Origin of the sequence: Devosia pacifica, assembly GCF_014652635.1 — a bacterium.
Classification (GTDB): Bacteria; Pseudomonadota; Alphaproteobacteria; order Rhizobiales; family Devosiaceae; genus Devosia; species Devosia pacifica.
This window is the reverse complement of sequence record NZ_BMZE01000001.1, coordinates 275461-301205: the sequence shown is the minus strand read 5'-3', so window position 1 is coordinate 301205 and position 25745 is coordinate 275461. Positions and strand designations below refer to the sequence as shown.

Here is a 25745-nt window from a genome sequence, read left to right as displayed (position 1 = left end):
TGCGCCGCGCCTCTTGTCTGGCGTTATGCCAGCCGCTTATTCAGGCCCTCAGCGCCTTCATGATATGCCTGCACCAAGGCCTGGCTTTTCGTCAGCTTGTGCTGCTTCATGATCAGCAGCACGTGCAGGTCGTGGTTTGTCCGCCAGTTCAGCAGAGCTTTCTTGTCGGTGATCACACTTACTTCGGCCATGGGTATTGCTCCTTTAGCTCACGCCAGTTCGCCAGCTCCCAGTGAGCTGGGTCGTAAAAGTTCCAGTCGCCACCCCACACGACCTCGAAGCCGCGTTGCGTGGCCAGTTCCTTGCCAATGTGCCCAATGAGAGCCCATTGCTTTTCCGAAAGGCCCCATGCCTTAGTTGAGTGCACGAGATCGATTGCACACCCAAAGTTGTGTGCACTTTGGCCGGGGCCTGCCTTGCTGTGTCCGAGCGCCAGCAAATCCGCTTGGCGCTCGTTGCTTCTGACGCACTCATGCGTGAACATCGGGACACCGATCTTCACCAGCCGCTTGATAAACAAGCGCTCGAACTCCCGTACATCGGGATGCGAACCCGTCCAGTCGGCTCGCCACTGTTGTTCGAGCCACTTGCGAGACTGGAGGAATGGCCGGTCGGCCATTCCCCTGAGTGCGTCTTGGAAGTTACTTGGTAGCGGTTGATCCGCCGGAAACGGTTGTTCCGGTTCCGGTGCTTCCGGCCTCCCTTTCGTCGGCCTGTGGGCTATCACCGCCCGTTCCGCTCGTTGCCTCGCCTGACGCTCCTTGATCAACGTCATTATCGACTTCACCATCGTCGATTTCTCCGGTTTCCGGGTCCGCGCCTTCGGCTTCGGCCCTTGCCGCATTCATGCGCATGGCTTCGGCTAATTGCCGATCCATGCGCGCTTGCATGTTTTGCTCCATCTTGAACATCATCATTTCGAGTTCAGGATTGCGGGAGCGGCGCGTTGCGATCTTGGTGAAATTCACCGCATGCGGGTTGTTGAAGCTCCGCTTGTCGCCATCGTCCGTCGCGTAATAGACTTCGCCTTCGCCCAAGAACGTCAGGTCGACATCGCCGTACGCCGCGAACTCGATGGTTTCGGCCCCTTCCACGTTTGCGAGGAAGGTTCCGACCTCTTCACCGTCCTTTGCGGTGTACAGAGCGTACACCGCCGTTGCGCTGGTCGCATTTAGCTCCAGCTTGATCCTGCGATAGGGTTTCCCCTGCAGCGTCAGACCCTCACCGGGCTGTAGCTGACGCCACTTGCGGAGATTTCCGATCTTCTTGACCATTTACTCAGCGTCCTTTTCGATGCGCTCCTGCGGTGCCTTTTCAAGCACCTTGTCGTAATTGCCCGTCGCCTCGATGAGCTTGCCACCGAAAACGGTATTCCCGGTCATGACCGTTGCGCCGACAATCGTCGCCTCGAACGGGTCACTGTCGGGATCGAGAAACGGCTTCGTGTGAATGTCCGAGACCAGATAGAAATCTTCGGACAGAATTGGGTCCTCTGTCTCGATTGCCCAAATTCGCTGACGCTCTTCATCAAAAGCTGCATCGACCTCCGGACGGTAGAACTTGCCGCCGATACGCGGCCCTTGACTGGTCCACTTCCAGTTCAGCGGCGCATAACCGAACGTTTCGTCCGGCGCACTATGATCAGTGTCGATTTGTGCCTTAGTCACAATCTCGACCTTTTCCGGATCAAGATAGTCGCGCAGGAACTCTGGCAGATCGTCCTGCGACTGCAGATGCAAGAACGGGTCCTGCTGGCGCTCGAACAATTGTTCCGGCACACACTCAACCACGACGATAATTGTGCCGCCTGTGTTGAGCTTGGGCACACGTAGCGGCAGGTCAATGATCGCGCCGCCTGTGACTGCGCTTTCCGCCAGGTTACCGCTGTCAGACGCATAACGCTTGACCTGACTGAACCGCACCGACTTATCCGCGACCATAAATGGCTGCTTTAAAGCCTGATCGGGGATTGTCAGGCCATCCATGAGCATGTCGATAATATACTCGTCATCAATGCCCTCGTACCGCTGGCGCATTGCCGCGAAGGCTTGCGTTTTCTTCGCCAGTTCGAGGTTGGACAACGACACCGAGATGCCGCCCGCCTCCATCTCAGCGAAGATTTTCGGGCGCCCGGTGCTTTCGTCCACCTCAAACGTCAGCGGCCCGTTCGGGTCCGTTGTCCTGAAGGCCCGGTCATAAACAACCGTGCCGTCTCCCTCCACTGCGCTCTCGTTCGTGCGCACTCCACTCAGCGTCACCGAGGAGCCGGACCTACCGATCCCGCGCAGCTGAAGCCCACCCTGCACCATGTTGAGGCTAATTTCGCCGTCAATCACGGCTTGATCAAAGTCCGGTACAACGTGCTCAAACCGCGAACGCGGCCAAAACGCCGGTGCCAGTGTGTCATCGAGGCGCGTACGCTTCTCGATTTCCTTGGACCGGTTTTCGGCGAGGAAGTTCCAGACCGCATTATAGCTTTCTAGCGGCATGGTATTAACCATGTCGTCGGCTTTGCCGTGCATGCCCATAGCCACATAAACTTCTTTACTGCCATGCGTTCCGAACAGTGCCGTTTCGATGAACGGCACAACGGTGCCGCCTTCGACCTTGGGTTGCCCCATATAAGAGCGGTCGAACTGATCGCGGCTTCCCTCGAAACGTTCGAGCGCCAGCCACGGCACACAGTAGGCCCGTGCCCGGAGCACGACCGGATTCATCAGGAGTTCTTTTGTTTCCTGCATTTCGACTGTGATGCGGACGCTTCCGCGCATCGCATCTTCGCGAAACATCGGGATATAACCGACCGGGACCATTTTCCCGGCTGGCACAGACGTAAACCACGAAATCCCGTGGGGACGCTGTGTGCGTGGCACCTGTATCGGTGCCGTATGTTGACGATTCACGCCGTTCATTTTGAACCTTTCCGTTTGATCTTCTTCCACATGCGCGCAATGGCTTGTCGCCGCCGCGCGCAGCCCTTACATTTGCGGGGTCTCATTGGAGGACCTCGCAGATGAATATTGTTTCGGGTTTCGCCCGACTGATTATCCTTATGCTGGCCTTTGCCTTTTTAGCTGGAACCCTCATGTCAGTTCTGACCTAAGAACCAGCCTGAGATGGGCGAGAAATGCTCCGGCTCTCCGGGCATATCCGGGACCCCCTCGATGAACGTATCGATTGGGTCCTTGATGAACGTGCGCCCCACGAAATCCTTCGCTCTATCCACGTTCCAAGAAATATGCCCGAGCGCCGCGCCCCATTGCGCAAACCACGTGGGGTTCAGGAACTCGGACTCGCCGAGTTCGTCCTCCATCACCTGACCACCCGGCACATACGGGTTTAGCTCGAATGGAAACGGACCGAACGGAAACGGCTTCCCGCGCATAACGGTTGGGCTTTCCATTTCGATGGGCCCATCCGGCATAACGAACTCTTCATTCGGAGGCGTTTGCATTTCAGGCCAAGGGGCAACGCCCTTGTTCTTATTTCGCCCTGTGACATTCGTTGTCACAACGCGATTACCGGCCCCGCCGCCAACAGGGGCCGTGCGAACCCGAGTGGTGCCCGGTACACGTTCCACACCCGGAATCTGCGGCTGACCGCGGCCCGCATACACAACCCCCGGACGCAATAAATCGGCTCCGTCCATGGGCCGCCCGCGCTCAGGCGGCAGGCCTTCCGGCACATAGCGCACACCGCCCGTGCCCGCGCCGGTGCCCCGATACACCTCAACAATATTGTCGTTGCGGTCCATCGTGATCTGACTGTCACGACGCACCGTGTTGCCGCTGTTATCCTTGCCGAGTATGCCGGCTTGCGCTGCAATATCGAGGTTGCGCTGGTTAATGCGGGCACCGCCCAGCGCTTCCTTGTTTTTACGATAGGCGTTGGCCTCTTTGTTGGACTGACCGGTCCACGATTGCCACGCCATTATTTGGCGCTCCGGCGCGCGACCCATTCAGCGAACAGGTCGGCCATCACAAGGCCAATAGCGGTGACCGCAATTGCGACTTGGTGCGCACTATCGGCAGGCATTCCCTGCGCGACCAGATACGCCGCAGCCGCAGTCCCCGCTCGCGTCAAGACCGGGATGAGAACGTTTTCCCGTATCTGCTTTGTCATTGATTTGTCTCCGGTTTTCATCACCGGAGAGGGGAGAGTTTCGGGCTCCATTCTATATATTATGCGAACGAAAGGTATGGGGTTGGGGTGCCAAACCAGCCGCCGCCCTGCTAAATTGCCGGCGCGATTCTTTAATGGGGTGACCAGAACTATGGAGCCGTCACGCGAGCTATCCCGTCTCATCGAGATCATGGCGGCCCTTCGGGACCCCGTCGATGGTTGCCCGTGGGATCTCGATCAGACATTTGAGAGCATTCGCCACTACACCATCGAGGAAGCCTATGAGGTGGCCGACGCCATTGAGCGCGCCGACTACGAGGATCTTTGCGAAGAGCTTGGCGACCTGCTGTTGCAGTCGGTCTATCATGCACAGTTAGCGCGAGAGCAAAGTCTCTTCGACATCGGTGATGTCATCTATGCGGTAACGTCGAAGCTAATCCGCCGGCACCCGCATGTGTTTGGAGACAACCGCGCCGAGGATGCCGATGCCGCTACGGTGCGCTGGGAAACCATCAAGGCCAGCGAGCGCGCCAACAAGTCTGCTGCACGCGATCAAGATGCGTCTGTGCTCGACAACGTACCGAACAACCTGCCGGCGCTCGTTCGTGCCGAAAAGCTGGCGAAGCGTGCTGCGCGGGTCGGCTTCGACTGGCCGAACAGTGCCTCAGTTGTCGAAAAAGTCCGTGAGGAGGTCGATGAAGTTGTTGAGGCGGCGCGTGATGGCTCGGCGGCTGCGGTGCACGAAGAGATTGGCGACCTGCTCTTCTCCGTCGCCAATCTTGCGCGCCACTATGGCGTTGATCCGGAAGCTGCACTTCGCGATGCCAATCGCAAGTTCACGCGGCGTTTCCAGCATATCGAGCGGCGTGCCGGTGAAGACAACGTCAACGTCGCCGAGGCTGGCCTCGAGAGGCTTGATGGGTACTGGAACGAGATACGCTTGGCAGAAAAATCGGGCTAAGGCGTTTTCTCTTCCACGCGCTCCAGCCGGCCGTTGAATCGTTCAACGAAGGCCGGATGGTGCCGTGGATCAACACGGACTACAAATTCCGTGCCGCGATCCGTTGGCTCGCCACGTTGCAGAACCTCAGCATGCGAATGCAGCCATCCGATATCTGCGCCGGCAATGTGCGGAACATGAACACGGTAGGTGCCGCTGCGTTCAGCCAGCGCGTTCTCGATCGCGAGCTTCAGATCTTCAAGACCGTAAGTTGTCCGAGCAGAAACCGGCACTGTGGCAGAGACCTTGCTGGCCGGCTGTATGCCCGCGATATCCGGGCCATCTTCGCCGTGCGGCAGGAGATCGACCTTGCTCCAGGCCTCGATTATCGGGACGGTCTGCGGCGAAACACCTAGATCGTGTAGAACCGCGAGCACATCGTCTGCCTGCGCCGCATGATCGGGATTCGCGACATCTCGCACGTGAACAACGACGTCCGCGTCCACGACTTCTTCGAGCGTAGCGCGGAATGCGGCGACGAGGTCCGTGGGCAAGTCGCTCACAAAACCGACGGTGTCGCTTATCATCACCGGCTTGCCATGCGGGAGATCGAGACGCCGAACGGTAGTATCCAGCGTCGCGAACAGGAGATTCTCGGCGAACACCCCTGCTCCACTCATGACGTTGAAAAGACTGGATTTTCCGGCGTTGGTATAGCCGACCAGCGCCACAATCGGGAACGGCACCTCGTCCCGTGGGCGGCGTTGCAAGGCGCGCGTTTTACGCACCTTTTCCAGCCGCTGTTCGAGCAGCGTGATGCGCTCCTGCAATTGGCGCCTATCGCTTTCGATCTGCGTCTCGCCTGGACCTCCGAGGAAGCCATAGCCGCCGCGCTGCCGCTCAAGGTGTGTCCACGAGCGGACTAGTCGGCTTTTCTGATAGTTCAGATGAGCGAGTTCGACTTGCAGGACACCTTCACGTGTCGCGGCGCGCTCGCCGAAGATTTCAAGGATGAGCGCGGTACGATCCAGCACTTTCGCACCGGTGTCACGCTCAAGATTACGCTGCTGGATCGGCGTCAGCGCCGCGTCGACAAGCAACAGGTCAATCTCTTCGTCTTCCACGCGCTGAGCCAGGGTTTCGACGGCACCGCCGCCTAGAAACGTGGCTGGCTTGACTTCGCGCAGACGGATAATTTCCGCAAAACCGATCTCGAGGCGAATTGCTGCGGCGAGCCCCTCAAACTCCGCCAAGCGCGCCTCAACCGACCTGCGAAGTGCGTTTCCCCGGACATCGGGGCAAACAAGCCCTGCCCTTGTCGGTTTGCGCTGCCGGTCCACGAATGCTGGCCGGCCGAGTTTTTCGTTTTCGTCTATTTTACCCATGTGGGATCAATCGTTCCCCGCTTCGGGGTCAAAAAGCTGTATCGGCGCTCCGGGCATAATGGTCGAGATCGCGTGCTTGTAGACAAGCTGCGACTGCGCGTCGCGCCGCAAGAGCAGGCAAAAATTATCGAACCATGTGATGACACCCTGCAGCTTGACGCCGTTGACGAGGAAGATCGTCACCGGGACTTTCTGCTTGCGCACATGGTTTAGAAACGCGTCTTGCAGGTTTTGTTGTTTTTCTGCGGGCATTCCATGGCCTCTTCTTACGGCTTATGTCTGTTGCTGGCCGGGGCGTCAGCTTGCTCGGGTGTAGCGCCTGCCGCAAGCACACACCCTTTCCCGGCCCTGAGACAAGTCACTATTGCACACCTGACCAGACCTGCCTACCCAACCCAACTCGCGGGGCATGTTGGCGGTTCACGTCAGGCCGAGTGATTTTATCTTGCGGTGCAAAGCACTGCGCTCCATGCCGACGAATTCTGCGGTTTTCGAGATGTTGCCGCCGAAGCGCTCGATCTGTGCCAGAAGGTACTGGCGTTCGAAAACTTCGCGCGCCTCACGCAGGGGCAGGCTCATCAAATGAGCCGATGTGTCAGTGTCGCCGACCGTCGGGAGAACTTCGCCGATATCGGAGGGCAGCATTGCCGCTGTGATTGTGCCATCACCCGCAGCCTGATCCTTCATCAGGATTAGAAGGCGTTCTATTGAGTTGCGCAACTGGCGGGCGTTTCCGGGCCAGTCCTGAGCTTGCAAAACGGCAAGCGCGTCATCGCCGATCGAGACTTTCGGCAAATTGTGCATCCGGCAGATCTGCTCAATGAAAATGCTGACGAGGGGCGGCACGTCTTCACGTCGTTCGCGCAGCGGCGTGAGCTGTACCGGCACGATCGCCAGCCGGTGGAACAGGTCTGAACGAAACTCACCAGTCTCGATCTGCGCAGCAATGTTTTGTGAGCTCGACGTGATGACCCTGACGTCGATCGGCACCGCACTGGCGCCCCCTACCCGATTGAACCGGTTCTCAACGAGGGTTCGTAGCAGAGTGCCCTGGACAGCCGTGGGCAGTGTGCCGATTTCACTCAGGTAGAGCGTGCCACCGTGAGCTCGCTCCAGAGCGCCCACTTCGGTGCGCAGCGTCCCGTTTTTCTCCCGCATCTCGCGGCCAAACAGGATGGCTGCCAACTCGTCCGGTGCATAGAGGGACGTGTTGATCTCGATGAACGGCGCATCGGCGCGCGGGCTTTTCTGGTGAACGAGGCGCGCCACCATGCCTTTTCCGGCGCCCGAGGGACCTGAGATGAACAATCGTGAATTGGTTGGAGCCGACTTGTCGATGAGGGCTCGTATCTGCTGGAGAACCGGCGACGAGCCGACGAGATCTGCGGACTTTCCCGCCGAGCGTTCACGCAGTTCCGCAATTTCATGCCGCAGCCGAGTGGCTTCCATCGCGCGCTGCGTAATGTGCAGGAGACGATCGATCTTGAAGGGCTTCTCGATGTAATCATACGCGCCGCGTTTGATAGCACTCACAGCCGTTTCGAGATTGCCGTGGCCGGAGATCATTACCACCGGCATTTCCGGGTGTTGCGCCTGAAAGATATCCAGCAGCTGCAGGCCATCGAGCCGAGAGCCTTGGAGCCAAATGTCGAGGAACACCAAGCTCGGCCGACGGCGGGCGATTTCCTTGAGCCCGCTGTCCGCATCCGCTGCCTGACGAGTTTCGTACCCCTCGTCTTCGAGGATGCCGGCGATGAGATCGCAGATGTCGTGCTCGTCGTCTATTATCAGGATGTCGAGTGCCATTTATTGTTGATCGACCGCGTCGTATCGCGGTTCCTCCATATTGTCTGGCTGAGGCGGGCTTACGCTCTCCGCTCCTGCGGGTGAGGAACTGGAAAGCGGCAGAGTAAACGAGACGCTAGCTCCAACGCGTCCGTTTGGATCCGGTTCGGCGTCGAGCAGCTCAATTTGTCCACCGTGTTGCTCAACGATCTTGGCAACAATTGCAAGGCCCAGCCCCGTGCCCTTTTCCCGAGTCGTCATATAGGGCTCCAAAAGCCTCTGACGGTGATCAGCCGGCCACCCTTTGCCATTGTCCGAAACGGCGATGCGCGCGAACTGACCCTCGCGCTCAGCCTCGACGGTGATGGTTGGATTTTCTATGGCCGACAGATCCTCCGCCTCGAACGCCTCCACGGCGTTTTTTATCAGATTGGTAAGGCACTGGCTGATCAGCCGTGTGTCAAAGAACGCATAGATGGCCTCGTCCGGCAGATGCGTGACAATATTGATCTCTGGAAGCCTAACGCTTTCGAGGAAGACGGACTGGCGAACCGTGTCCGACAGGTCGGCGTGCTCTGGCGAAGCTTCCGGCATCCGCGCGAAGGCGGAGAATTCATCGACCATGCGTCCGATGTCGCCCACATGTCGCACGATCGTATTGATGCACTTGTCGAAAACATCGCGATCGTCATCCAGCTTCTTGCCATACCGGCGCCTGAGGCGCTCTGCCGAAAGCTGGATGGGGGTCAGCGGGTTCTTGATCTCGTGCGCAATACGTCGCGCCACATCCGCCCAGGCACTTGTCCGCTGCGCTGATTCGAGATCGGTGATGTCATCAAAGGTCAGGACGTAACCTTTCGACTCGGTGATCGACCCCTCGCGGGTCAGCTGTACCTGATAGGTCCGCCGTGCCTGCTCCGGGCCAAGGTGGATCTGGTCGCGCACCTGACCGCGCCGCGCCGATTTCGCGCGCTCGAAAATAGGCGCAAGTTCGGGCACCGCCTTGTCGATCGGAACGCCCATCAGGTCGAGTTCACTGTGCCCAAGCATATCGCAGGCGCGCGCGTTCACGAGATTGACGGCACCGAACGCGTCGAGACCGACTATTCCGGCAGAGACACCCTCCACCACCGCCTCTGTGAATTGGCGGCGCTTTTCGTTCATTGCACTGGCCGTGACGAGGGCTTCGCGCTGGCTGTGCAACTGCTCAACCATGCGATTGAACCGATTGATGAGATCGCGTAGGTCGCCCCGCCCTTCGCGGACAGGAACCTGCACGTCGAGGTCGCCGCGACTAACCCTGTTCGACGCCACCATGAGATTTCGGATTGGGTCAACAAAGCGGTTTGCCAGTGCAATGCCGATCCACAAAGCGGCCAGCAGTAGAACCACGGCTAGACCCACATACATGATGGTGAAGGTGATCTGGAATACCAGCCGGTTGGAAGCATACTCGCGATATTCGGTGATGTTCTCGTCCGTAAGGCGCATATATTCGAGAACTTCGGGGTCCACGGCACGCGCCACGAACAGGTAGGTATCTTCGTAATTTCGCAGTTTTACGACGGAGCCGACGAGGTTGGTTGAGCCCGGCGCGATTGCGGTCGGACGGCCCTCAACCACGCCATCAGTTATGCCATCCGGCAAGCGCGGATACCCGCCCTGAACGTTGATCTGGGCCCGCATAAGCGTATCGGCATCGGAATCGATCAGCGACGCAAAGGGCACGGAGCGCGTCACTGCCAGTGCCGTCATGATGCTTTGAAAGCGTTCGCGATCAGTTTCGAAAATACTGCGGGCCTGCTCCAGCTCGGACGCCATCCAGATGACGTCATCGCGCAGCACCTGCGCATGCTCCAGCATGTAGGACCGGGCGACAAGGCGAGAGCTTTCGACCATAGACCGGGTGCGCTCCGAGAACCACTGATCGAGTCCCTGGTTGAGCGCAATGGTTGCAACGATGGCGACGAGCACGGCGGGAATTGCGGCCACTAGAGCGAACATCGTGACCATGCGGATTTGAAGGCCCGCGCCGGGCTGCCCGGACGTGCGCGCCTGCACAAGCAGCACGGCCTCGGTTACCACCAGTGCAATCATCAGCAACACGAGCACGCCGGTTGCTATCCATATCCCGGTCCAGATTTCGGCCGAGGGCTCGATGTCTGTGGCGCCCGAGAGAATGAGGAACGAGCCCAGCGACATCACCACGGAGGCGAGAACCACCGCAAAGCCTATCCAGCGCAGGACACGATTCGGCCCGACACTCGCACCGCTAGAAAGGCCGCCGGGACCATGTCCCTGCTTCTCGCTAGTGGTAGTCGAGAGCGATTGATCCATACGGTGCGGGTCGCAGTCTTTTTACGAGTTGCAGAAATAGCCTAGTCTGCGCGCTTGGAAAATTGCCGCGCAAGATGCACAAGCCCAAAGCCTGTCCGAATTCGCCAGAGCCTTCAAGACAATTGTTGCGCAAATGTGACACAGAGATGAATTGGCGCAGCTAGCCTCGTCGCGACTGTTTCACGATCTCTATGCTGTGTGTGCGGATCTTCTTGCGGAGCGTGTTCCGGTTCAGCCCCAGCAGGTCTGCGGCGCGGATCTGGTTCCCGCTGCAGGCGTTCAGAGCCATGGCGATCAGCGGGCCTTCAACCTTGTCGATCACACGCTGGTAGAGCCCTGGCGGCGGCAGGTTCGGCTCATATTCCCGCAGCAACTGGCTCACATGCGACTCTACAGCCAGCGAAACGTCCACCGGACCCGAAACATTTGTGGTCTTCGGCTCATCGCCGATATTGAGTTCGCTTTGAACAACCTCCGCCGAGATCACCTCTTCGGCGTAGAGCGCCGTCAGGCGGCGCACCAGGTTCTCGAGTTCACGAATGTTGCCGGGCCAGGAGTAGTTCTGCATCAGCTTGATCGCCTCGGGAGAGACGGTCTTGGCCTGTTCTCCGTCGTTTTGCGCTTCCATCAGGAAGTGCTGCACGAGATCGCCAATGTCATCGATGCGGTCGCGCAGCGGTGGAAGACGGATCGGCACAACATTGAGCCGGTAGTAGAGATCTTCTCGAAACAGGCCCTGACGGATCATCTGGCTGAGGTCGCGGTGTGTCGCGGCGACAATGCGCACATTGGTCTTGATGGGCGTTCGCCCACCCACCATGGTGTACTCGCCCTCCTGCAGGACGCGCAGCAACCGTGTCTGGGCGTCCATCGGCATGTCGCCGATTTCGTCGAGGAACAGCGTACCGCCTTCAGCCTGCTCGAACCGGCCCGATGAGCGCGCAGTCGCGCCGGTAAACGCACCCTTCTCGTGACCAAAAAGCTCTGCCTCAATCAAGTCTCGCGGGATCGCGGCCATATTGATGGCGACGAACGGGCCATTTCGTCGCTTGCCGAAATTGTGCAGAGCCTTTGCCACAAGTTCCTTGCCGGTACCGCTCTCGCCGGTGATCATTACCGTCAGATCGGTCTGCATAAGGCGCGCAAGAGCCCGGTAGATGTCCTGCATCGCGGCCGAGCGGCCGACCAAAGGCATCGACTCGCCCTGTTCTTCGGCGCGCAGACCCTTGCGGGTTGGCTTTTTGGCGTCAGCCAAGGCGCGCGAGACAACCGAGAGGACTTCAGTGATATCGAATGGCTTCGGCAGATATTCATACGCGCCCACTTCCGAAGCGCGGATTGCTGTCATGAAGGTATTCTGCGCACTCATGACGATCATCGGCAATTCGGGGCGCATCTTTTTAATTTTCGGCATCACCTCGAAGGCGTTGCCGTCAGGCATGGCAACATCCGTGATCAGAAGGTCGCCCTCGCCGCGGCTCACCCAATTCCACATCGTCGAAATGTTGCCAGTTGGGCGCACTTCGTAGCCGGCACGGGTCAGCGCCTGGTTGAGCACCATCCGAATGGCGGCATCGTCATCGGCAAGCAGAACGACATGACTCATTGCGCCAGTTCCTCTTCGGACTCATTGACTTGGTTGGCACTGGCGACGGGCAGCAAAATACGGAAGCGCGTTCGACCGGGGCGGCTGTCGCAATCGATCACGCCCCCATGATCACCAACGATCTTTGCCACCAGCGCGAGCCCCAGTCCGGAGCCGTTGGTCTTGGTGGTGACAAACGGATCGAACAGGAAAGGCAGAATGTCTGGTGGCACGCCCGGCCCGTTGTCTTCGATGATGATCTCGAGCGGCAGCGATATACGCTCTGAAACGCCCGTAACGCTTATGCGAATGCCCGGACGGAACGCGGTGGACAGCCGAATCTCCGGGTTCTTGGTGCGCTCAAGTGCCTCTGAAGCGTTCTTGACGAGGTTGAGAAATATCTGAATCAGCTGGTCGCGATTCCCATAGACCGGCGGCAGAGAGGGATCGTACTCCTCACCGAAGGTGATACCGCGTGCGACACCGTTGTGCGCCAACAGCTTCACACGCTCCAGCACCACGTGAATATTGATCGGTTCGCGCTCCATCGGGCGGTCATCGCCAAAGATTTCCACGCGGTCGATGAGATCGACGATACGGTCGGTTTCTTCCCGGATCAGGCGGGCGAGCGGGACTTCTTCGCTGGCAACGCTCTGCTCAAGCAGTTGCGCAGCGCCACGGATGCCGGAAAGCGGATTCTTGATCTCGTGAGCTAGCATTGACGCCAGGCCAGTCACGGAACGCGCCGCGCCACGCGAGACCATTTGCCTGTCGATCTTGTCCGCCATGGTGCGTTCCTGAATGAGGATCGCAATGCGGCCATCGGCTTCCGAAATCGGGCTGGCGAAAACGTCGGCGATGCGTTCGTCGCCGAAACGTGAGGAGCCAATTCGGACGCGATACTCGGTCATCGGAGCACGGCGTTGAATGACGGTATCGACCAGGCTGATAATAGGCGACCCGAAAGCCATAAGGTCGTCGAGGCTTTGGCGCGCCAGCACACTCATCGAAGCCCCGAAAAAAGCTTCTGCGGCATAGTTGGCGAAGAGCACGGAGCGCTTGTCATCGCAGACGATGATCGGCTGAGGAAGGGCCTGCAGAACGGAGGCTGTCGCCATGTCGTCGATATCCGGCATCATGCCGCGGCCCTCATGGAATTGGTCAGGATCGAGCGCATGCGGCTCATGACCTCAGCGGGATCTTCGCTTTCCAGAACCGCCTTTCTTTCAACCTTAGGCAGGTCGGGTGTGGCTTCATCGAGATACCAGCCAAGGTGTTTTCGGGCGGCTCGGATTCCGATATCCCGGCCGTATTCACACAGCATCTCGTCATAGTGTTCGTTAACGAGATCGGCCAAAGTGTTAACATCAGGGGAACGCGGAGGGGCAGCGCCGGCGAGAGCGGCGCCGATCTGGCCCACCACCCAAGGGCGCCCTTGCGCGCCGCGACCGATCATCACTGCTGCTGCCCCGGACTGCTCAAGTGCTTTGCGGGCGGACGCGAGATCAACGATATCGCCGTTGACGACGACAGGCACCTGGACCGCCTCGACCACTGGACGCACGAGCGACCAACGCGCCGTGCTCTTATAAAACTGCTGGCGCGTCCGTCCGTGGACCGTGATCATGTGAACGCCGGCGGCGACTGCCCGCTTTGCGATATCGGCTGCATTGAGGCTCTCATCGTCCCAGCCGAGCCGCATCTTGACGCTTACGGGCAGATTGGTGGCCGACAGAACAGCCTCGATCAGCGCCAGCGCCTGATCGGGAACGCGCATCAGCGCGGAGCCGGCATAGCCATTTGTGACGCGTTTCGCCGGGCAACCGAGATTGATGTCGATCGCATCTGCACCGGCTTCTGCCGCAAGCCGGGCGCCTTGTTGCATCCAGTGCGCTTCGCAGCCGGCCAGCTGAACGACATGCGGCAGCCGACCTGACGACTTTGCGAGCTTTCGCACCATCAGGTCCTGCCCTGTGCTCAAACTGGCACTGGCGATCATTTCGGAAACGACAAGGCCGGCACCGAAGCGTTCGGCAATGCGACGAAATGGCCTGTCGGTGATCCCCGCCATTGGTGCCAGCAGGGCTGGATTTTCCAATGCGTGGGACCCTATGCTTAAGCCGTAGGCAGAGGCGGTCACTAAAAATGCCCCGGAAATGGTCAAAGAGCGTCTTCTGCCCGAACGATAGTCATTTTGCACTTTCACGCAACACCTATCACTATGCATGGGAGCCATGCGCTGGCGGCTTGCGACACCCTACCCGCGGTGGTTACACCTCACTTTCATCAGTTTGAAGACGCTTAGAATATGGCTCGACCGCATACCACTGCCCTCATTGTAGCTGCTGGAAAGGGTGCGCGCGTCGACCCGTCCGAGGACGCGCTGCCGAAACAGTATCGGCAGCTGGCTGGCAAGGCGGTGCTGCAACGCTCGATCGAGGCGTTTCTGACGCTAGACTACGTCGACTCGGTAATGGTGGTGATCAATTCCGAGCATGTGCCGCTCTATAATGGTCTTCCAGTCAAACACTCGGGAAAATTGCTGCCCCCGGTGCACGGGGCGCAGACGCGACAGGAGTCAGTTCTGGCAGGTCTCGAAGCATTGGTGAAAATCGCGCCGGACCTGGTGCTGATCCACGATGCTGCCCGCCCCCTTGTCTCGCAGCAGGTTATTGGGGATGTCGTTGCGGGTCTCATCCGAGCACAAGGCTGTATTCCGGCTCTTCCCATAACCGAGACGGTCAAGCGTTCTCAAAACGGCGATGGAATCGATGCGACCGAGGACCGCCGTCAGCTTTTCACGGCGCAGACGCCACAAGGCTTCAAGTTCAAACAGATCCTCGCAGCACATCGTGACGCGTCTGCTATCGACCGCGCATTCACCGACGACGCGGAAATCGCCGAGTGGGCGGATATGCCTGTAAGCATGGTCACGGGTGACCGGGCCAACATGAAAATCACGCACCCCGAGGATTTTGTGCGGGCTGCGCAATTGCTGCGCGGAGAGGCTTTAATGGAAACGCATATTGGCAGCGGCTATGACGTCCACTCATTTGAGCCAGGGGACGCCGTGTGGCTGGCGGGTGTAAAAATTCCGCATCACGCCAAGCTCAATGGACACTCGGATGCGGATGTCGCCTTACACGCGCTCTGTGACGCGATTTATGGGGCACTCGGAGAAGGCGATATCGGTACGCATTTCCCGCCCAGCGATGCGCAGTGGAAGGGGGCTTCTTCCACCGTGTTTCTGGAGCATGCCTCAAAGCTGGTGGAGGCGCGCCGGGGCCGGATTGTCAATCTGGACGTGACAATCGTATGCGAGGCGCCGAAGATCAGCCCACACGTTCCCGAGATGCGAGAGGTGATCAGCCGCTCGTGTGGAATCGGGGCAAACCGCGTTGCGATAAAGGCAACCACAAACGAAAAGCTCGGCTTTGCTGGGCGCGAGGAGGGAATTTTCGCCATGGCCACTGCATCGATTGAACTGCCGAGACAGGACTGAACATGGCAAAAGCCGGTGAAGACAGGGCAAAAGCCATCATCGACAACCTGGCCAATCGCCAAATGACAATTGCTACAGCGGAAAGCTGTACCGGCGGATTGCTCGCCGTAGCGCTAACCGACGTGCCAGGCGCCTCGGCTGCCTATTACGGCAGCTACATCACCTACGCCAACAGTGCCAAATCGAAGATGATACGCGTGCCCGCCCGGTTGATACGCGACTATGGCGCGGTCTCGAACCAGGTAGCCCGGGCTATGGCTGACGGAGCCCGCAACGCTGCGCGGGTCGATTTCGCAGTGTCCGTCACGGGCGTCGCAGGTCCCGATGGCGGTACTGACAAGAAGCCGGTTGGGCTGGTTTATGTCGCCGTATCTTCGGAGTTGGCAACGGTTGTGATCGAGCACAAGTTCGGCACGTTGAGCCGCTCAGAAATCCGTCGCAAGAGCGTCGATGCCGCGCTCGAACTCGTCTGGCAAGTGTTGACTAGCAGTGAAGGAGACTGAAGTCGCTCACTTGCCGTAGCGCCGGTCCGCTTCTTCGACGAACGCGTTCATGATCTCTTCTTGCTTTGCTGCGAAGGCCGGCTCGGCGACCGCAGCAATGAAGGGGTTGGAAATCTTGAAATCGAGTTCGAACCGAACGCGCGTGCCCATTCCCTCCTTCTCAAAGCGCCAAACGCTATCAAGATAGGCGAAAGGACCATCTGTCGCTTTCGCGGTGATGGTATTGTCGTCCGTGTTTTTCGTGACGCGGCTGGTATAACCCTGCGTGATCGGGCCGAAGCTCAGCGTCATCGTTGCAAACCGCGCGTTCTCCTTTTCTGCCGGACGCACCTTCATCGATCGACAATTGGGAATGAATTCCGGGTACGACTCGAGGTCTGCAACAAGTTCGAGCATCTTTTCAGGAAGATGCGGGACGTGACGTTCAAAGTAGCGTTTCATCAGATGCCAAGTTTTGCCTTGCGAGCGGCGCGGAGTTGTTCGAAGTCCTCGCCGGCGTGATGCGAGGACCTGGTCAGCGGACTAGCCGAGACCATCAGAAAGCCTTTGGCACGCGCGACCGTGGCGTACGACTTGAACTGCTCGGGGGTGACGAAATCCATAACCGGATGATGCTTGCGCGTGGGCTGCAGGTACTGGCCAATGGTGATGAAGTCCACCTCCGCGCTGCGCAGATCATCCATCAATTGAAGGACTTCGTTTCGCTCCTCGCCAAGCCCGACCATGATGCCGGATTTGGTAAACATCCCCGGATCCAGCTCCTTGACCTTTTGCAGAAGGCGGATCGAGTGGAAGTAGCGGGCGCCCGGCCGAACCTTGAGATACTTCGACGGCACCGTCTCGAGATTGTGGTTGAACACATCGGGCTTCGCCGCGACGACGACTTCAAGCGCACCGTCCTTGCGCAGGAAGTCGGGTGTCAGGATCTCGATCGTTGTATTCGGGTTACGCGCACGGATGGCGAGGATCACGTCGGCGAAATGCTGAGCTCCGCCATCGGACAGATCATCGCGGTCAACCGAGGTTATCACGACATGCTGCAGCCCGAGCTTCTCGACCGCGTTGGCGACGTTGTCTGGTTCATTGGGATCCAGAGGGCCAGGAAGACCGGTGCGGACATTGCAGAAAGCACATGCGCGGGTGCAGATTTCTCCCATGATCATCATGGTGGCGTGCTTCTTTGACCAGCACTCGCCAATATTGGGACAACCCGCCTCTTCACATACGGTGACCAGAGAGTTGTCGCGGACGATCTTGCGCGTTTCCTGATAGATAGGAGACCCAGGCGCCTTAACGCGGATCCAATCCGGTTTCCGCTTGATCTCGTTATCCGCGCGATGTGCTTTTTCGGGATGACGCGGGCTGGTCGCCCGGCTTTCGATCAAAGTGACCACTCAACTCATCCTTGGAAACGGCCTAAATTCCGCTTCTTCATATAGGCATAAACGGCCTATTGCCCAAGGACTTCGCTGCAACCCTGCCCTACGCTTGGGGCAACGCCGCAAGATTTGGGAAGGCTCGAAAGCCTTCCCAATTATCCTCAGGATCGGCCGCGTATGGCTCTTACGATCCAGATCAGGAGGCAGGCGCCGACCACGGCGACGATAAGCTGGCCAATCCAGCCCCCAAGGGTATTTCCGAAGACGAACACCAGGATAGCGTTTGCGATCAACGCTCCCAAAATGCCCATGATGATGTTCATGAGCAGATTGTGGTCTGTCTTCATGATCTTCTCGGCGATCCAACCGGCAATCCCGCCGATGATGATCGCCCCAATCCAGCCTATTCCTTCCATGATCAGCCCTCATGTTAGATTATGGTGACTGATCAACGCCACAAACTGGCCTAAAGATGCGCAGACTATGGCAAAAATTACGCCAGAATCTCCTCGATTGAGACCCAATCGCCATTGCGCGAAGCCGACAGAATATTCGCCTGGACTAGTGCCAGGCTCTTCAGATTGTCCTTGCCCGAGCTGAACCGCGCCGGGCTCTTGCCGGTCTCGATAACGCGGGCGACAGTCGCCAAAGTGCCCTTGCGGTCGGTGTATGCCATGTCTTCGAGCTTCATCGGCTCGGGCTGCCCATCGAGAGGACGAAGCTCGACGATATCCGGGCGATCTCCCTCTGCCCGCGTGTCGCGCGAGGTCCACCAGATTTCGCCTTCGGCGCAATCCATCGTCCACTCGCCTGCCCACGGCGTATTCTTGCCGCTCGAAACCCATGATGCGCGGTAGCTGACTACGGTTCCGCTACTGAATTCAATCAGTGCCGCGCCCGTCGGATGATAGGCGAATGGGCTTCCTTCCGGATTCCACGTGCGGCACGAGACGCGCACCGGGTCGTCATTGAGCACCATCCGCATAAGGTCGAAATGGTGGATCGACATGTCCGCCAGGAGCGGGTCCGGCATATCCCAATAGCGATAGCCCTGCGTCGGCGCATGACGCCTGAAATCGATAGAAACCTGATTGATCGGACCGAATTTCTGCGTAGCCATCAGCTGCTGCACCGCTATGGGTGCCGGGTAGAAGCGGTAATTCTGGCTGACCATCAGTACACGCTGCTGAGACTCGGCAAGGGCAACGAGTTCCTTGGCTTCCGCAACGGTCGAGGCGAACGGCTTCTCGACAATCACGTTATAGCCGAGCTGCAAAGCCTGCTTCACAACAGGATAGTGCGCATCGGTGCGAAGCGTTGCGATCACGAGATCGGCGTCAACCGCCTTGTCGGCGTCTTCAAGGCTTTGAAAGCACATGCCTGCCGAGGCGCCGAGCTTGGTCTGGACGCGCTCGGTCGCTTCCGGATTGGCGTCGACATAAGCAACGATCTCGACTTCGGAAACAGCCGGGATGACTTCCTGGCTCCAATTGAAGCCCCAACCGCCGAGTCCGACCTGAATGGCTCTAACCATGCAACGTAATCCTGTGAATTCTAGATGTTGAGCGCGCGCCCGTAGGCATCCAGCACGCTTTCCTTCATCGTCTCGCTGAGCGTGGGGTGCGGGAAGATGGTGTGCATCAGCTCTTCTTCCGTCGTCTCAAGATTCATCGAGACGACAAAGCCCTGTATGAGCTCGGTGACTTCAGCGCCGATCATATGCGCGCCCAAAAGTTCGCCCGTCTTGGCATCGAAGATGGTTTTCACCAAGCCATCGGGCTCGCCAAGGGCAATGGCCTTACCATTGCCCACAAACGGGAACCGACCGATCTTCACGTCGCGGCCGAGCTCTTTGGCCTTCGCCTCGTTGAGGCCAACGCTGGCAATCTGTGGCTCGCAATAAGTGCAGCCCGGTACCTTCAACTTATCGAGCCCGTGTACTTTGTGCCCAGCCATTGCCTCGACGGTGATGACGGCTTCATGTTCGGCCTTGTGCGCAAGCATTGGCGCGCCAGCGACGTCGCCGATGGCCCAGATGCCATCGACGCTCGTGCGACCGTGCTCATCGATGACGATGGCACCGCGCTCGATCTTTACGCCAAGCTTGTCGAGGTTGAGGCCTTCAGTATTGCACTGAACCCCGATGGCAGAGATCAGTTTTTCGCCTTCGACCTTCTGGGTCTTGCCGTCCTTCGTCTCGACATGAGCCGTGACGCCGGATTTCGACTTGTCGACTTTCGTCACCTTGGCTTCGGTGAGAATCTTGATGCCGCGTTTTTCGAAGCGCTTGCGTGCCATCGCGGCGATCTCGGCATCCTCGACCGGCAGGATCTGCGGCAGCAATTCGATGATCGTGACCTCTGCGCCCATGGAGCGGTAAAACGAGGCAAATTCGACACCGATCGCGCCAGAGCCCATGACGACGACAGATTTCGGCATTGTTTCGGGCTTCATTGCCTCGAAATAGGTCCAAATCTGCTTTCCATCCGGCTCGATGCCCGGAAGCACGCGCGGACGCGCACCCGTCGCGATGATGATGTTCTTTGCCTTGTAGGTACCCTCGCCCAAGGTGTTCTTCGGCACCGGCCCCATTGGCTGCATCGGCTCCTTGGTGGGCTTGCCGACCTTGATCTCACCGGGCTTGGTGATCTGCGCTTCGCCCCAGATGATGTCGACCTTGTTCTTTTTCATAAGGAACTGGACGCCATTGTTCATCTGCGCGGCGATATCGCGCGAGCGTTTGACTACTCCCGAGATGTCGAAGCCGAATTTTTCGGCTGTGAGACCGTAATCCTTGGCGTGGTTCATGTGGCCATAGATCTCGGCAGAACGCAGCAATGCCTTTGTGGGAATACAGCCCCAGTTGGAGCAGATGCCAGCCATGTGCTCGCGTTCGACGATTGCGACCTTCATGCCAAGCTGTGCGCCGCGGATCGCGGCGATATAGCCGCCGGGACCGGCGCCGATGACGATGAGATCGTATTGATCAGCCATGTGGCCTCTCCGAACTGGTTGGGATGCGGCGGCTATAGCGCCAGCAGAGATTTTACGACCGGCACCAGGCCAGTGCCGATGGCGCGGGTGTTCTCCGCGTCGAGGTGCACACCATCGCGGGCATCGGCTGTCGCGACAGTGGCGGCGTTGAAATATCCGGCACCGGCCTCCATGGCGACACGACTGTAGTAGTGGTCGAACAGCTTTGCCTCATCCGCGCGGGGGGCAAACATAGCGTGCAGATCCGCATTGTCGGTTTCGACCGTTAGCGGCGGGGCGACGACAACAACCTGCGGCACAGGCTGGCCCGCGTCATAAGGATGCTGGCGCACGATCTGGATGAGACGCTTGATGCCCATCGCGGCGCCGAACGCGGTGCCATTGATGTAGATCTTCAGATCATTGGTGCCGAGCATGATGATCACCAGATCAAGCGGCTTGTGGCTGTCGAGAAGCGTCGGCAGCAAGCGGGCGCCATTGCGGTCCGCAAGGCTCGAATGATCATCGAAAACAGTGGTGCGCCCGCCCAGGCCTTCGGCAATCACCCGAGCAGACCCGCCAAGTGCGGCTTCGAGCGCAGTCGGCCAGCGATCTTCGTAGGCGTGACGCGGGCCATCCTTTATGGGGCTCGCGCCATAGGTCAGGCTATCGCCATAGGCCAGAATGGTCTTCATGGCTTGATCCTCACGCCAACATCATGACGGGATTTTCAATCAACCCGCGGAAGACGCCAAGCACCTCGGCACCCAGCGCGCCGTCGACCGAACGGTGGTCGCACGAGAGCGTGCAGGTCATGAACTGCCCGGTTTTGATCTCGCCTTTTTCCGCATAGACGCGCTCCTCACCGGCGCCAACCGCGAGGATCGTGCCGTGCGGCGGATTGATGACGGCGCCGAAATGCTTGATGCCGTACATGCCGAGATTGGACACCGAAGTCGCACCACCCTGGTATTCATGCGGCGCGAGCTTTTTCGAGCGGGCGCGGGACGCAAGATCCTTCACTTCATCCGAGATCTGGCGCAGGGTCTTGGTATCGCACGATTTCACCACCGGCGTGAACAGGCCACCGGGCACAGCCACGGCCACGGCCACGTCCGAGCGCTTGTGGTAAAGGATCGAGTCGCCGGCCCATGTTGCATTTGCCGCAGGGACACGCTGTAGCGCAACGGCCCAGGCCTTCATGATGAAGTCGTTGACCGACAGCTTGTATTCCGGCTTGCCGTCCTTGTTCTTCGGCGCCTGAGCGTTGATCTGTTCGCGCGCCTGCATCAGCTGGTCGATGCGGCAATCGATTGTGAGGTAGAAGTGTGGCACCGTCTGCTTGGACTCGGTCAGACGCGCAGCGACTGTCCGGCGCATGCCGTCGTTCGCTACCACTTCGTAGCTGCCCTCTTCGTAAAGGGCCATGACCTGGTCCTTCGACATACCTCCTGCGGCGGCTGCCGGTCCGGGTGCTGCACCCTTTGACGGTGCCGGCTTTGTCTCGAGCTTGCCGGATTTTACAGCCTCAACATCCGCCTTGATGACGCGTCCTTTCGGACCGGATCCGGGGATGGAGGCGATATCGACGCCAGCTTCTTTCGCAAGGCGACGAGCCAGGGGAGAGGAGAATACGCGTTTTTCGTCTCCCGACGCAGAGGGTGCAGACTTCTCCGGGGACGCAGCCTGCCCATTGGTGGTGGGCTGGCGCGACTCGCTCGGCTTTGCCGGCGGCTCGAAACCTTCGGGTTGTTCCGAGTTCGGCTCCTTGGGGCTGTCTTCCTTGGCGTCTTCCGGTTTCTCGCTGGAGCCTTTATCGGAAGACTTCTCCTCAGAGGCCTTTTTGCCGGCAGTGTCGCTCTCGCCTGAGCTTGCGATATCGCCTTCGCTCTCACCCTCCTGAAGCAGGACGGCAATCACGGCGTTGACCTTGACGTTCTCGGTGCCCTCGGCGACCGAAATCTTGCCGATAGTGCCTTCGTCGACGGCCTCGACTTCCATCGTGGCCTTATCGGTTTCGATCTCGGCAATGACGTCTCCAGCGGAGACCGTATCGCCTTCCTTGACGTGCCATTTCGCGAGCGTCCCCTCCTCCATCGTGGGAGAGAGCGCCGGCATGGTGATATCTATCGGCATGGCGAGGCTCCTTAGGACCGGTAGGTCACGGCGTTCACCGCCGCGATGACTTCATCGACGTTCGGCAGGGCCATTTTTTCGAGGTTCGCGGCGTAGGGCAACGGAACGTCCTTGCCGGTAACACGGGTAACCGGCGCATCGAGATAATCGAAGGCCTGTTCCATCAGGCGGGCAGCAATTTCGGAACCGACCGAACCCTGCGGCCAGCCCTCTTCCACCGTGACGCAGCGACCCGTCTTCTTGACGCTTTCCAGCACGGTGTCGAAATCCATCGGCCGGATGGTGCGTAAGTCGATCAGTTCGACATCAACACCGGCCGCGACCAGCTTTTCGGTAGCCTGCGTGGCGTAGCGCATACCCATCGAGAACGAGACAATGGTCACGTCCTTACCTTCGCGGGCGATCCGAGCCTTACCGATCGGCAGGACGAAATCGTCCATCTTCGGCACTTCACCGGAAGAGCCGTAGAGGATTTCGTTTTCGAGGAAGATCACAGGATTGGGATTGCGGATCGCGGCTTTCAGGAGCCCCTTCGCGTCGGCGGCGCTATATGGCGCAATGACGATCAGGCCAGGAACGTGGCTGTACCAGGCGGTGTAATCCTGGCTGTGCTGTGCACCAACACGTGCTGCAGCACCGTTCGGGCCGCGGAACACCATCGGTGCCGTGACCTGACCACCAGACATATAAAGCTGCTTGGCAGCAGAGTTGATGATCTGGTCGATCGCCTGCATGCCGAAATTCCAGGTCATGAACTCGACGATGGGCTTCAACCCTGCAAAGGCGGCGCCGACGCCCAGGCCAGCAAAACCATGCTCGGTAATGGGAGTATCGACAACGCGACGCGGACCGAATTCCTGCAGAAGGCCCTGCGTGATCTTGTAGGCGCCCTGATACTCGGCAACTTCCTCGCCCATGATGAAGACATCTTCATCGCGGCGCATTTCTTCAGCCATCGCTTCGTTCAGAGCCTGACGGACGGTCATCTCGACCATCTCGACATCGTCCGGCAGGTCAGGGTCTGCAGCCGGCTTGAACTTGGGCGCATCCGGTGTTGCCGCAGTCTTGGCACCGGGCTGCCCGGATTCTGCTTCGGCGCGGACGTCTTCCTCGTCCTTTTCCGCCTTCTCGCCATCCTCGCTCTTGTCAGCGTCCTCCCCTGCGTCCTGCTTCGGCGTCTCGTCGCCGGCTGGCGCCTCCTCACCCTCAGCCAGCACCAGAGCGATGGGGGTATTCACCTTCACGCCTTCGGTGCCTTCCTCAACCATGATCTCTTTCACAGTGCCGGAGTCTACCGATTCGACTTCCATAGTTGCCTTGTCGGTCTCGATCTCCGCCAGAACATCACCGGGGTTGACGCTATCGCCGACCTTTACCAACCACTTGGAAAGTTTGCCTTCTTCCATCGTTGGAGAAAGCGCAGGCATCAGAATATTTGGCATCAATGGTCTCCAAAGACGCTTAAGGGCACGGGTAGGCGCGCAATGCGCAGCCAATCCCCGAAATCAGTTGGCGATGGTGATGTCGGTCCATAGTTCGGACGCATCGGGCTCGGGCTCATTGGTCGCAAATTCGGCGGCTTCAGTGACGATCGCGCGAATTTCCTTCTCGATCTCCTTGAGCTCGTCCTCGGTCGCATACTTCTTCTCGATCAGGCGGGCTTTTACCTGCTCAATCGGATCGCGTTCCTGCCGGTACTGCGTGACTTCGTCCCGCGTGCGGTACTTAGCCGGATCGGACATCGAGTGGCCGCGATAGCGGTAGGTGAGCATTTCGATGATATAGGGGCCGTTCCCCTCGCGAGCGTGCTCGATGGCGCGCTTGGCGGCATCGAACGTCATGCGGACGTCCATCCCATCCACCTGCTCGCCCGGAATATCAAAGCTGAGGCCGCGCTGAGACAAATCGGTGGTCGCTGCCGACCGCTCAACCGATGTGCCCATGGCGTACTTGTTGTTCTCAATGATGTAGACAATCGGGAGCTTCCAGAGCTTGGCCATGTTGAAGCTCTCGTAGACCTGGCCCTGATTGGCAGCTCCGTCACCAAAGTAAGTAAGGCTGACGGTGTCTTCGCCGCGATATTTCGCTGCGAAGGCGAGACCGGTGCCAAGCGAAACCTGAGCGCCAACGATACCATTGCCGCCGTAGAACCGATGTTCGTTTGAGAACATGTGCATGGAGCCGCCCTTCCCCTTGGAAAGGCCGCCCTGCCGTCCGGTCAGCTCGGCCATCACCCCTTTCGGATCGAGGCCCATGGCCAGCATGTGCCCGTGATCGCGATAGCCGGTTATCTGTGCGTCTTCGCCCTTGCGGCTGGCTAGCGTAACACCGGCCACAACCGCTTCCTGACCAATATAGAGGTGGCAAAAGCCGCCGATCAGGCCCTGGCCGTACATCTGGCCGGCCTTCTCCTCAAACCGCCTCACAAGCAGCATGTCCCTGTAGACCTGCCTTTCCTGATCTTCTGTCAGTTCGGGCAGGTTGGACTGCGCCTTGGCCTTTGAGGCCGCCGCCTTACGCGCCATTAGTTACGCTCCATGTGCAATGGGCCGGAGTATGGAAATGAGTGTGGATTGGACACCCATATGCAGGTTAGCGCAAGCGTGGGGCCGTCCGCAACGTGGTGTTGCAGCCGCCAACGCCGCACAAGCCCTTGAAACTGCTATCTAGTTATCAGTTAACTGATCTCCGGATAATTCCTGTAGTGAACCGTATTTTGGTTCACCTGAGGATGGATCGACCATGACCAGCAGGTCGTCGGGGTGCGCCATGCTCAGCTGGGCGCGAGCCCCTTCATCGAGAATATCCGGGTCCAGCCTGTTGGCATCGAAAAGGGTTGCGCGATGGCGATAAGAATCGATCTCGGCTTGCAGGGCCGCGCTGCGTGCCTCCAGCGTCGCCATATCGATGACCATGTCCTCGCGGCTGTCGGTGCCAAACTGGCCATTGACTGCGGAATATCCGAGGTAACCGAGAAAGGCGATCATACCGGCTGTAAGGGCCAGATGGCGCCAGAATGGGGGGCGTTTGAGGCGGGTGGGCATATGCTACAACCTGCGTGGCAGATGCCCTACCCTACCCTTGAGCGGTTAACTTGC

General features: G+C 59.0%; 26 protein-coding genes. 3 read left to right on the top strand and 23 right to left on the bottom strand.

Features of this window, described 5'->3' with window-relative positions; genetic code table 11:
- Positions 1-23 precede the first annotated feature (23 nt).
- The 6 genes from IE127_RS01425 to IE127_RS01400 all read right to left on the bottom strand — a co-directional run bounded on the left by IE127_RS01425 (position 24) and on the right by IE127_RS01400 (position 4122).
- A complete protein-coding gene (locus IE127_RS01425) occupies positions 24-191 on the bottom strand; it encodes a hypothetical protein (RefSeq protein ID WP_189422683.1) in 168 nt (55 codons plus the stop codon).
- Positions 179-619 carry a M15 family metallopeptidase gene (locus tag IE127_RS01420; protein WP_189422681.1) on the bottom strand — a complete coding sequence of 147 codons (441 nt, stop codon included), beginning with the start codon at positions 617-619 and terminating at the stop codon, positions 179-181. Before IE127_RS01420 ends, IE127_RS01425 begins: the two co-directional genes overlap by 13 nt.
- A 22-nt stretch (positions 620-641) precedes the next feature.
- Entirely contained in the window at positions 642-1274 is a 633-nt protein-coding gene (locus IE127_RS01415) for a hypothetical protein (protein WP_189422679.1), read from the bottom strand.
- Positions 1275-2771, bottom strand: a complete 1497-nt coding sequence (locus IE127_RS01410; RefSeq protein ID WP_189422677.1) for a hypothetical protein — start codon at positions 2769-2771, stop codon at positions 1275-1277.
- Positions 2772-3088: 317 nt separating this feature from the next.
- Entirely contained in the window at positions 3089-3931 is an 843-nt protein-coding gene (locus tag IE127_RS01405) for a hypothetical protein (protein WP_189422676.1), read from the bottom strand.
- Positions 3931-4122: a hypothetical protein gene (locus tag IE127_RS01400; RefSeq protein ID WP_189422675.1), complete on the bottom strand. Its 192-nt coding sequence runs from the start codon at positions 4120-4122 to the stop codon at positions 3931-3933. Before IE127_RS01400 ends, IE127_RS01405 begins: the two co-directional genes overlap by 1 nt.
- A gap of 151 nt (positions 4123-4273) precedes the next feature.
- On the opposite strand from IE127_RS01400, the gene mazG reads away from it, so the two are divergent.
- Positions 4274-5083 carry a nucleoside triphosphate pyrophosphohydrolase gene (gene mazG, locus IE127_RS01395; RefSeq protein ID WP_189422673.1) on the top strand — a complete coding sequence of 270 codons (810 nt, stop codon included), beginning with the start codon at positions 4274-4276 and terminating at the stop codon, positions 5081-5083.
- On the opposite strand, the gene hflX is transcribed toward mazG, so the two are convergent.
- From hflX to dusB, 7 genes are all read right to left on the bottom strand, one after another.
- On the bottom strand, positions 5080-6315 hold the full coding sequence (gene hflX / locus IE127_RS01390; protein ID WP_244639858.1) for a GTPase HflX: 1236 nt from the start codon (positions 6313-6315) through the stop codon (positions 5080-5082). The two genes, mazG and hflX, sit on opposite strands and share 4 nt — an antisense overlap.
- A 138-nt stretch (positions 6316-6453) precedes the next feature.
- Positions 6454-6699, bottom strand: a complete 246-nt coding sequence (hfq, locus tag IE127_RS01385) for an RNA chaperone Hfq (protein ID WP_189422669.1) — start codon at positions 6697-6699, stop codon at positions 6454-6456.
- A 168-nt stretch (positions 6700-6867) separates the two neighbouring features.
- On the bottom strand, positions 6868-8253 hold the full coding sequence (gene ntrX / locus IE127_RS01380) for a nitrogen assimilation response regulator NtrX (RefSeq protein WP_189422667.1): 1386 nt from the start codon (positions 8251-8253) through the stop codon (positions 6868-6870).
- Positions 8254-10569 carry a sensor histidine kinase NtrY-like gene (locus IE127_RS01375; protein ID WP_189422665.1) on the bottom strand — a complete coding sequence of 772 codons (2316 nt, stop codon included), beginning with the start codon at positions 10567-10569 and terminating at the stop codon, positions 8254-8256.
- Positions 10570-10729: 160 nt separating this feature from the next.
- Complete coding sequence (gene ntrC / locus IE127_RS01370) at positions 10730-12175, bottom strand: nitrogen regulation protein NR(I) (RefSeq protein ID WP_189422663.1); 1446 nt, start codon at positions 12173-12175, stop codon at positions 10730-10732.
- A complete protein-coding gene (locus IE127_RS01365; protein ID WP_189422661.1) occupies positions 12172-13293 on the bottom strand; it encodes a two-component system sensor histidine kinase NtrB in 1122 nt (373 codons plus the stop codon). Before IE127_RS01365 ends, ntrC begins: the two co-directional genes overlap by 4 nt.
- Positions 13290-14294, bottom strand: a complete 1005-nt coding sequence (dusB, locus tag IE127_RS01360; RefSeq protein WP_280516628.1) for a tRNA dihydrouridine synthase DusB — start codon at positions 14292-14294, stop codon at positions 13290-13292. The genes IE127_RS01365 and dusB overlap by 4 nt, the downstream gene beginning before the upstream one ends.
- Positions 14295-14462: 168 nt before the next feature.
- Between dusB and IE127_RS01355 the strand changes: the two genes are divergently transcribed.
- Positions 14463-15656, top strand: coding sequence for a bifunctional 2-C-methyl-D-erythritol 4-phosphate cytidylyltransferase/2-C-methyl-D-erythritol 2,4-cyclodiphosphate synthase (locus IE127_RS01355; RefSeq protein ID WP_189422657.1), 1194 nt, complete (start codon positions 14463-14465; stop codon positions 15654-15656).
- 2 nt (positions 15657-15658) lie between these two features.
- A complete protein-coding gene (locus tag IE127_RS01350) occupies positions 15659-16159 on the top strand; it encodes a CinA family protein (protein WP_189422655.1) in 501 nt (166 codons plus the stop codon).
- Between the two features lie 6 nt (positions 16160-16165).
- On the opposite strand, the gene IE127_RS01345 is transcribed toward IE127_RS01350, so the two are convergent.
- The 10 genes from IE127_RS01345 to IE127_RS01300 form a co-directional block, all read right to left on the bottom strand.
- On the bottom strand, positions 16166-16600 hold the full coding sequence (locus IE127_RS01345) for a type II toxin-antitoxin system RatA family toxin (protein ID WP_189422654.1): 435 nt from the start codon (positions 16598-16600) through the stop codon (positions 16166-16168).
- On the bottom strand, positions 16600-17553 hold the full coding sequence (lipA, locus tag IE127_RS01340; protein WP_189422652.1) for a lipoyl synthase: 954 nt from the start codon (positions 17551-17553) through the stop codon (positions 16600-16602). Before lipA ends, IE127_RS01345 begins: the two co-directional genes overlap by 1 nt.
- A 146-nt stretch (positions 17554-17699) precedes the next feature.
- Positions 17700-17954, bottom strand: a complete 255-nt coding sequence (locus tag IE127_RS01335; RefSeq protein WP_189422649.1) for a GlsB/YeaQ/YmgE family stress response membrane protein — start codon at positions 17952-17954, stop codon at positions 17700-17702.
- A gap of 77 nt (positions 17955-18031) precedes the next feature.
- Positions 18032-19072 carry a Gfo/Idh/MocA family protein gene (locus IE127_RS01330; protein WP_189422647.1) on the bottom strand — a complete coding sequence of 347 codons (1041 nt, stop codon included), beginning with the start codon at positions 19070-19072 and terminating at the stop codon, positions 18032-18034.
- A gap of 20 nt (positions 19073-19092) precedes the next feature.
- Positions 19093-20532: a dihydrolipoyl dehydrogenase gene (gene lpdA / locus IE127_RS01325; protein WP_189422645.1), complete on the bottom strand. Its 1440-nt coding sequence runs from the start codon at positions 20530-20532 to the stop codon at positions 19093-19095.
- 32 nt (positions 20533-20564) lie between these two features.
- A complete protein-coding gene (locus IE127_RS01320) occupies positions 20565-21206 on the bottom strand; it encodes an SGNH/GDSL hydrolase family protein (RefSeq protein WP_189422643.1) in 642 nt (213 codons plus the stop codon).
- Positions 21207-21216: 10 nt separating this feature from the next.
- Positions 21217-22647, bottom strand: a complete 1431-nt coding sequence (locus tag IE127_RS01315) for a pyruvate dehydrogenase complex dihydrolipoamide acetyltransferase (protein WP_189422641.1) — start codon at positions 22645-22647, stop codon at positions 21217-21219.
- A gap of 11 nt (positions 22648-22658) precedes the next feature.
- Positions 22659-24089, bottom strand: coding sequence for a pyruvate dehydrogenase complex E1 component subunit beta (locus tag IE127_RS01310; protein ID WP_189422639.1), 1431 nt, complete (start codon positions 24087-24089; stop codon positions 22659-22661).
- Positions 24090-24152: 63 nt separating this feature from the next.
- Positions 24153-25172, bottom strand: coding sequence for a pyruvate dehydrogenase (acetyl-transferring) E1 component subunit alpha (gene pdhA / locus IE127_RS01305; RefSeq protein ID WP_189422637.1), 1020 nt, complete (start codon positions 25170-25172; stop codon positions 24153-24155).
- A gap of 141 nt (positions 25173-25313) precedes the next feature.
- Positions 25314-25691, bottom strand: a complete 378-nt coding sequence (locus IE127_RS01300) for an FtsB family cell division protein (protein WP_189422635.1) — start codon at positions 25689-25691, stop codon at positions 25314-25316.
- Between the last annotated feature and the right edge of the window lie 54 nt (positions 25692-25745).

What these genes read in the sequence shown, in the direction of transcription:
- IE127_RS01425 (WP_189422683.1), bottom strand. Translation starts at nt 191, where the DNA reads ATGGCCGAAGTAAGTGTGATCACCGACAAGAAAGCTCTGCTGAACTGG.
- IE127_RS01420 (WP_189422681.1), bottom strand. Translation starts at nt 619, where the DNA reads ATGGCCGACCGGCCATTCCTCCAGTCTCGCAAGTGGCTCGAACAACAG.
- IE127_RS01415 (WP_189422679.1), bottom strand. Translation starts at nt 1,274, where the DNA reads ATGGTCAAGAAGATCGGAAATCTCCGCAAGTGGCGTCAGCTACAGCCC.
- IE127_RS01410 (WP_189422677.1), bottom strand. Translation starts at nt 2,771, where the DNA reads ATGCGCGGAAGCGTCCGCATCACAGTCGAAATGCAGGAAACAAAAGAA.
- IE127_RS01405 (WP_189422676.1), bottom strand. Translation starts at nt 3,931, where the DNA reads ATGGCGTGGCAATCGTGGACCGGTCAGTCCAACAAAGAGGCCAACGCC.
- IE127_RS01400 (WP_189422675.1), bottom strand. Translation starts at nt 4,122, where the DNA reads ATGACAAAGCAGATACGGGAAAACGTTCTCATCCCGGTCTTGACGCGA.
- mazG (WP_189422673.1), top strand. Translation starts at nt 4,274, where the DNA reads ATGGAGCCGTCACGCGAGCTATCCCGTCTCATCGAGATCATGGCGGCC.
- hfq (WP_189422669.1), bottom strand. Translation starts at nt 6,699, where the DNA reads ATGCCCGCAGAAAAACAACAAAACCTGCAAGACGCGTTTCTAAACCAT.
- ntrX (WP_189422667.1), bottom strand. Translation starts at nt 8,253, where the DNA reads ATGGCACTCGACATCCTGATAATAGACGACGAGCACGACATCTGCGAT.
- IE127_RS01375 (WP_189422665.1), bottom strand. Translation starts at nt 10,569, where the DNA reads ATGGATCAATCGCTCTCGACTACCACTAGCGAGAAGCAGGGACATGGT.
- ntrC (WP_189422663.1), bottom strand. Translation starts at nt 12,175, where the DNA reads ATGAGTCATGTCGTTCTGCTTGCCGATGACGATGCCGCCATTCGGATG.
- IE127_RS01365 (WP_189422661.1), bottom strand. Translation starts at nt 13,293, where the DNA reads ATGATGCCGGATATCGACGACATGGCGACAGCCTCCGTTCTGCAGGCC.
- IE127_RS01355 (WP_189422657.1), top strand. Translation starts at nt 14,463, where the DNA reads ATGGCTCGACCGCATACCACTGCCCTCATTGTAGCTGCTGGAAAGGGT.
- IE127_RS01350 (WP_189422655.1), top strand. Translation starts at nt 15,659, where the DNA reads ATGGCAAAAGCCGGTGAAGACAGGGCAAAAGCCATCATCGACAACCTG.
- IE127_RS01345 (WP_189422654.1), bottom strand. Translation starts at nt 16,600, where the DNA reads ATGAAACGCTACTTTGAACGTCACGTCCCGCATCTTCCTGAAAAGATG.
- IE127_RS01335 (WP_189422649.1), bottom strand. Translation starts at nt 17,954, where the DNA reads ATGGAAGGAATAGGCTGGATTGGGGCGATCATCATCGGCGGGATTGCC.
- IE127_RS01330 (WP_189422647.1), bottom strand. Translation starts at nt 19,072, where the DNA reads ATGGTTAGAGCCATTCAGGTCGGACTCGGCGGTTGGGGCTTCAATTGG.
- lpdA (WP_189422645.1), bottom strand. Translation starts at nt 20,532, where the DNA reads ATGGCTGATCAATACGATCTCATCGTCATCGGCGCCGGTCCCGGCGGC.
- IE127_RS01320 (WP_189422643.1), bottom strand. Translation starts at nt 21,206, where the DNA reads ATGAAGACCATTCTGGCCTATGGCGATAGCCTGACCTATGGCGCGAGC.
- IE127_RS01315 (WP_189422641.1), bottom strand. Translation starts at nt 22,647, where the DNA reads ATGCCGATAGATATCACCATGCCGGCGCTCTCTCCCACGATGGAGGAG.
- IE127_RS01310 (WP_189422639.1), bottom strand. Translation starts at nt 24,089, where the DNA reads ATGCCAAATATTCTGATGCCTGCGCTTTCTCCAACGATGGAAGAAGGC.
- pdhA (WP_189422637.1), bottom strand. Translation starts at nt 25,172, where the DNA reads ATGGCGCGTAAGGCGGCGGCCTCAAAGGCCAAGGCGCAGTCCAACCTG.
- IE127_RS01300 (WP_189422635.1), bottom strand. Translation starts at nt 25,691, where the DNA reads ATGCCCACCCGCCTCAAACGCCCCCCATTCTGGCGCCATCTGGCCCTT.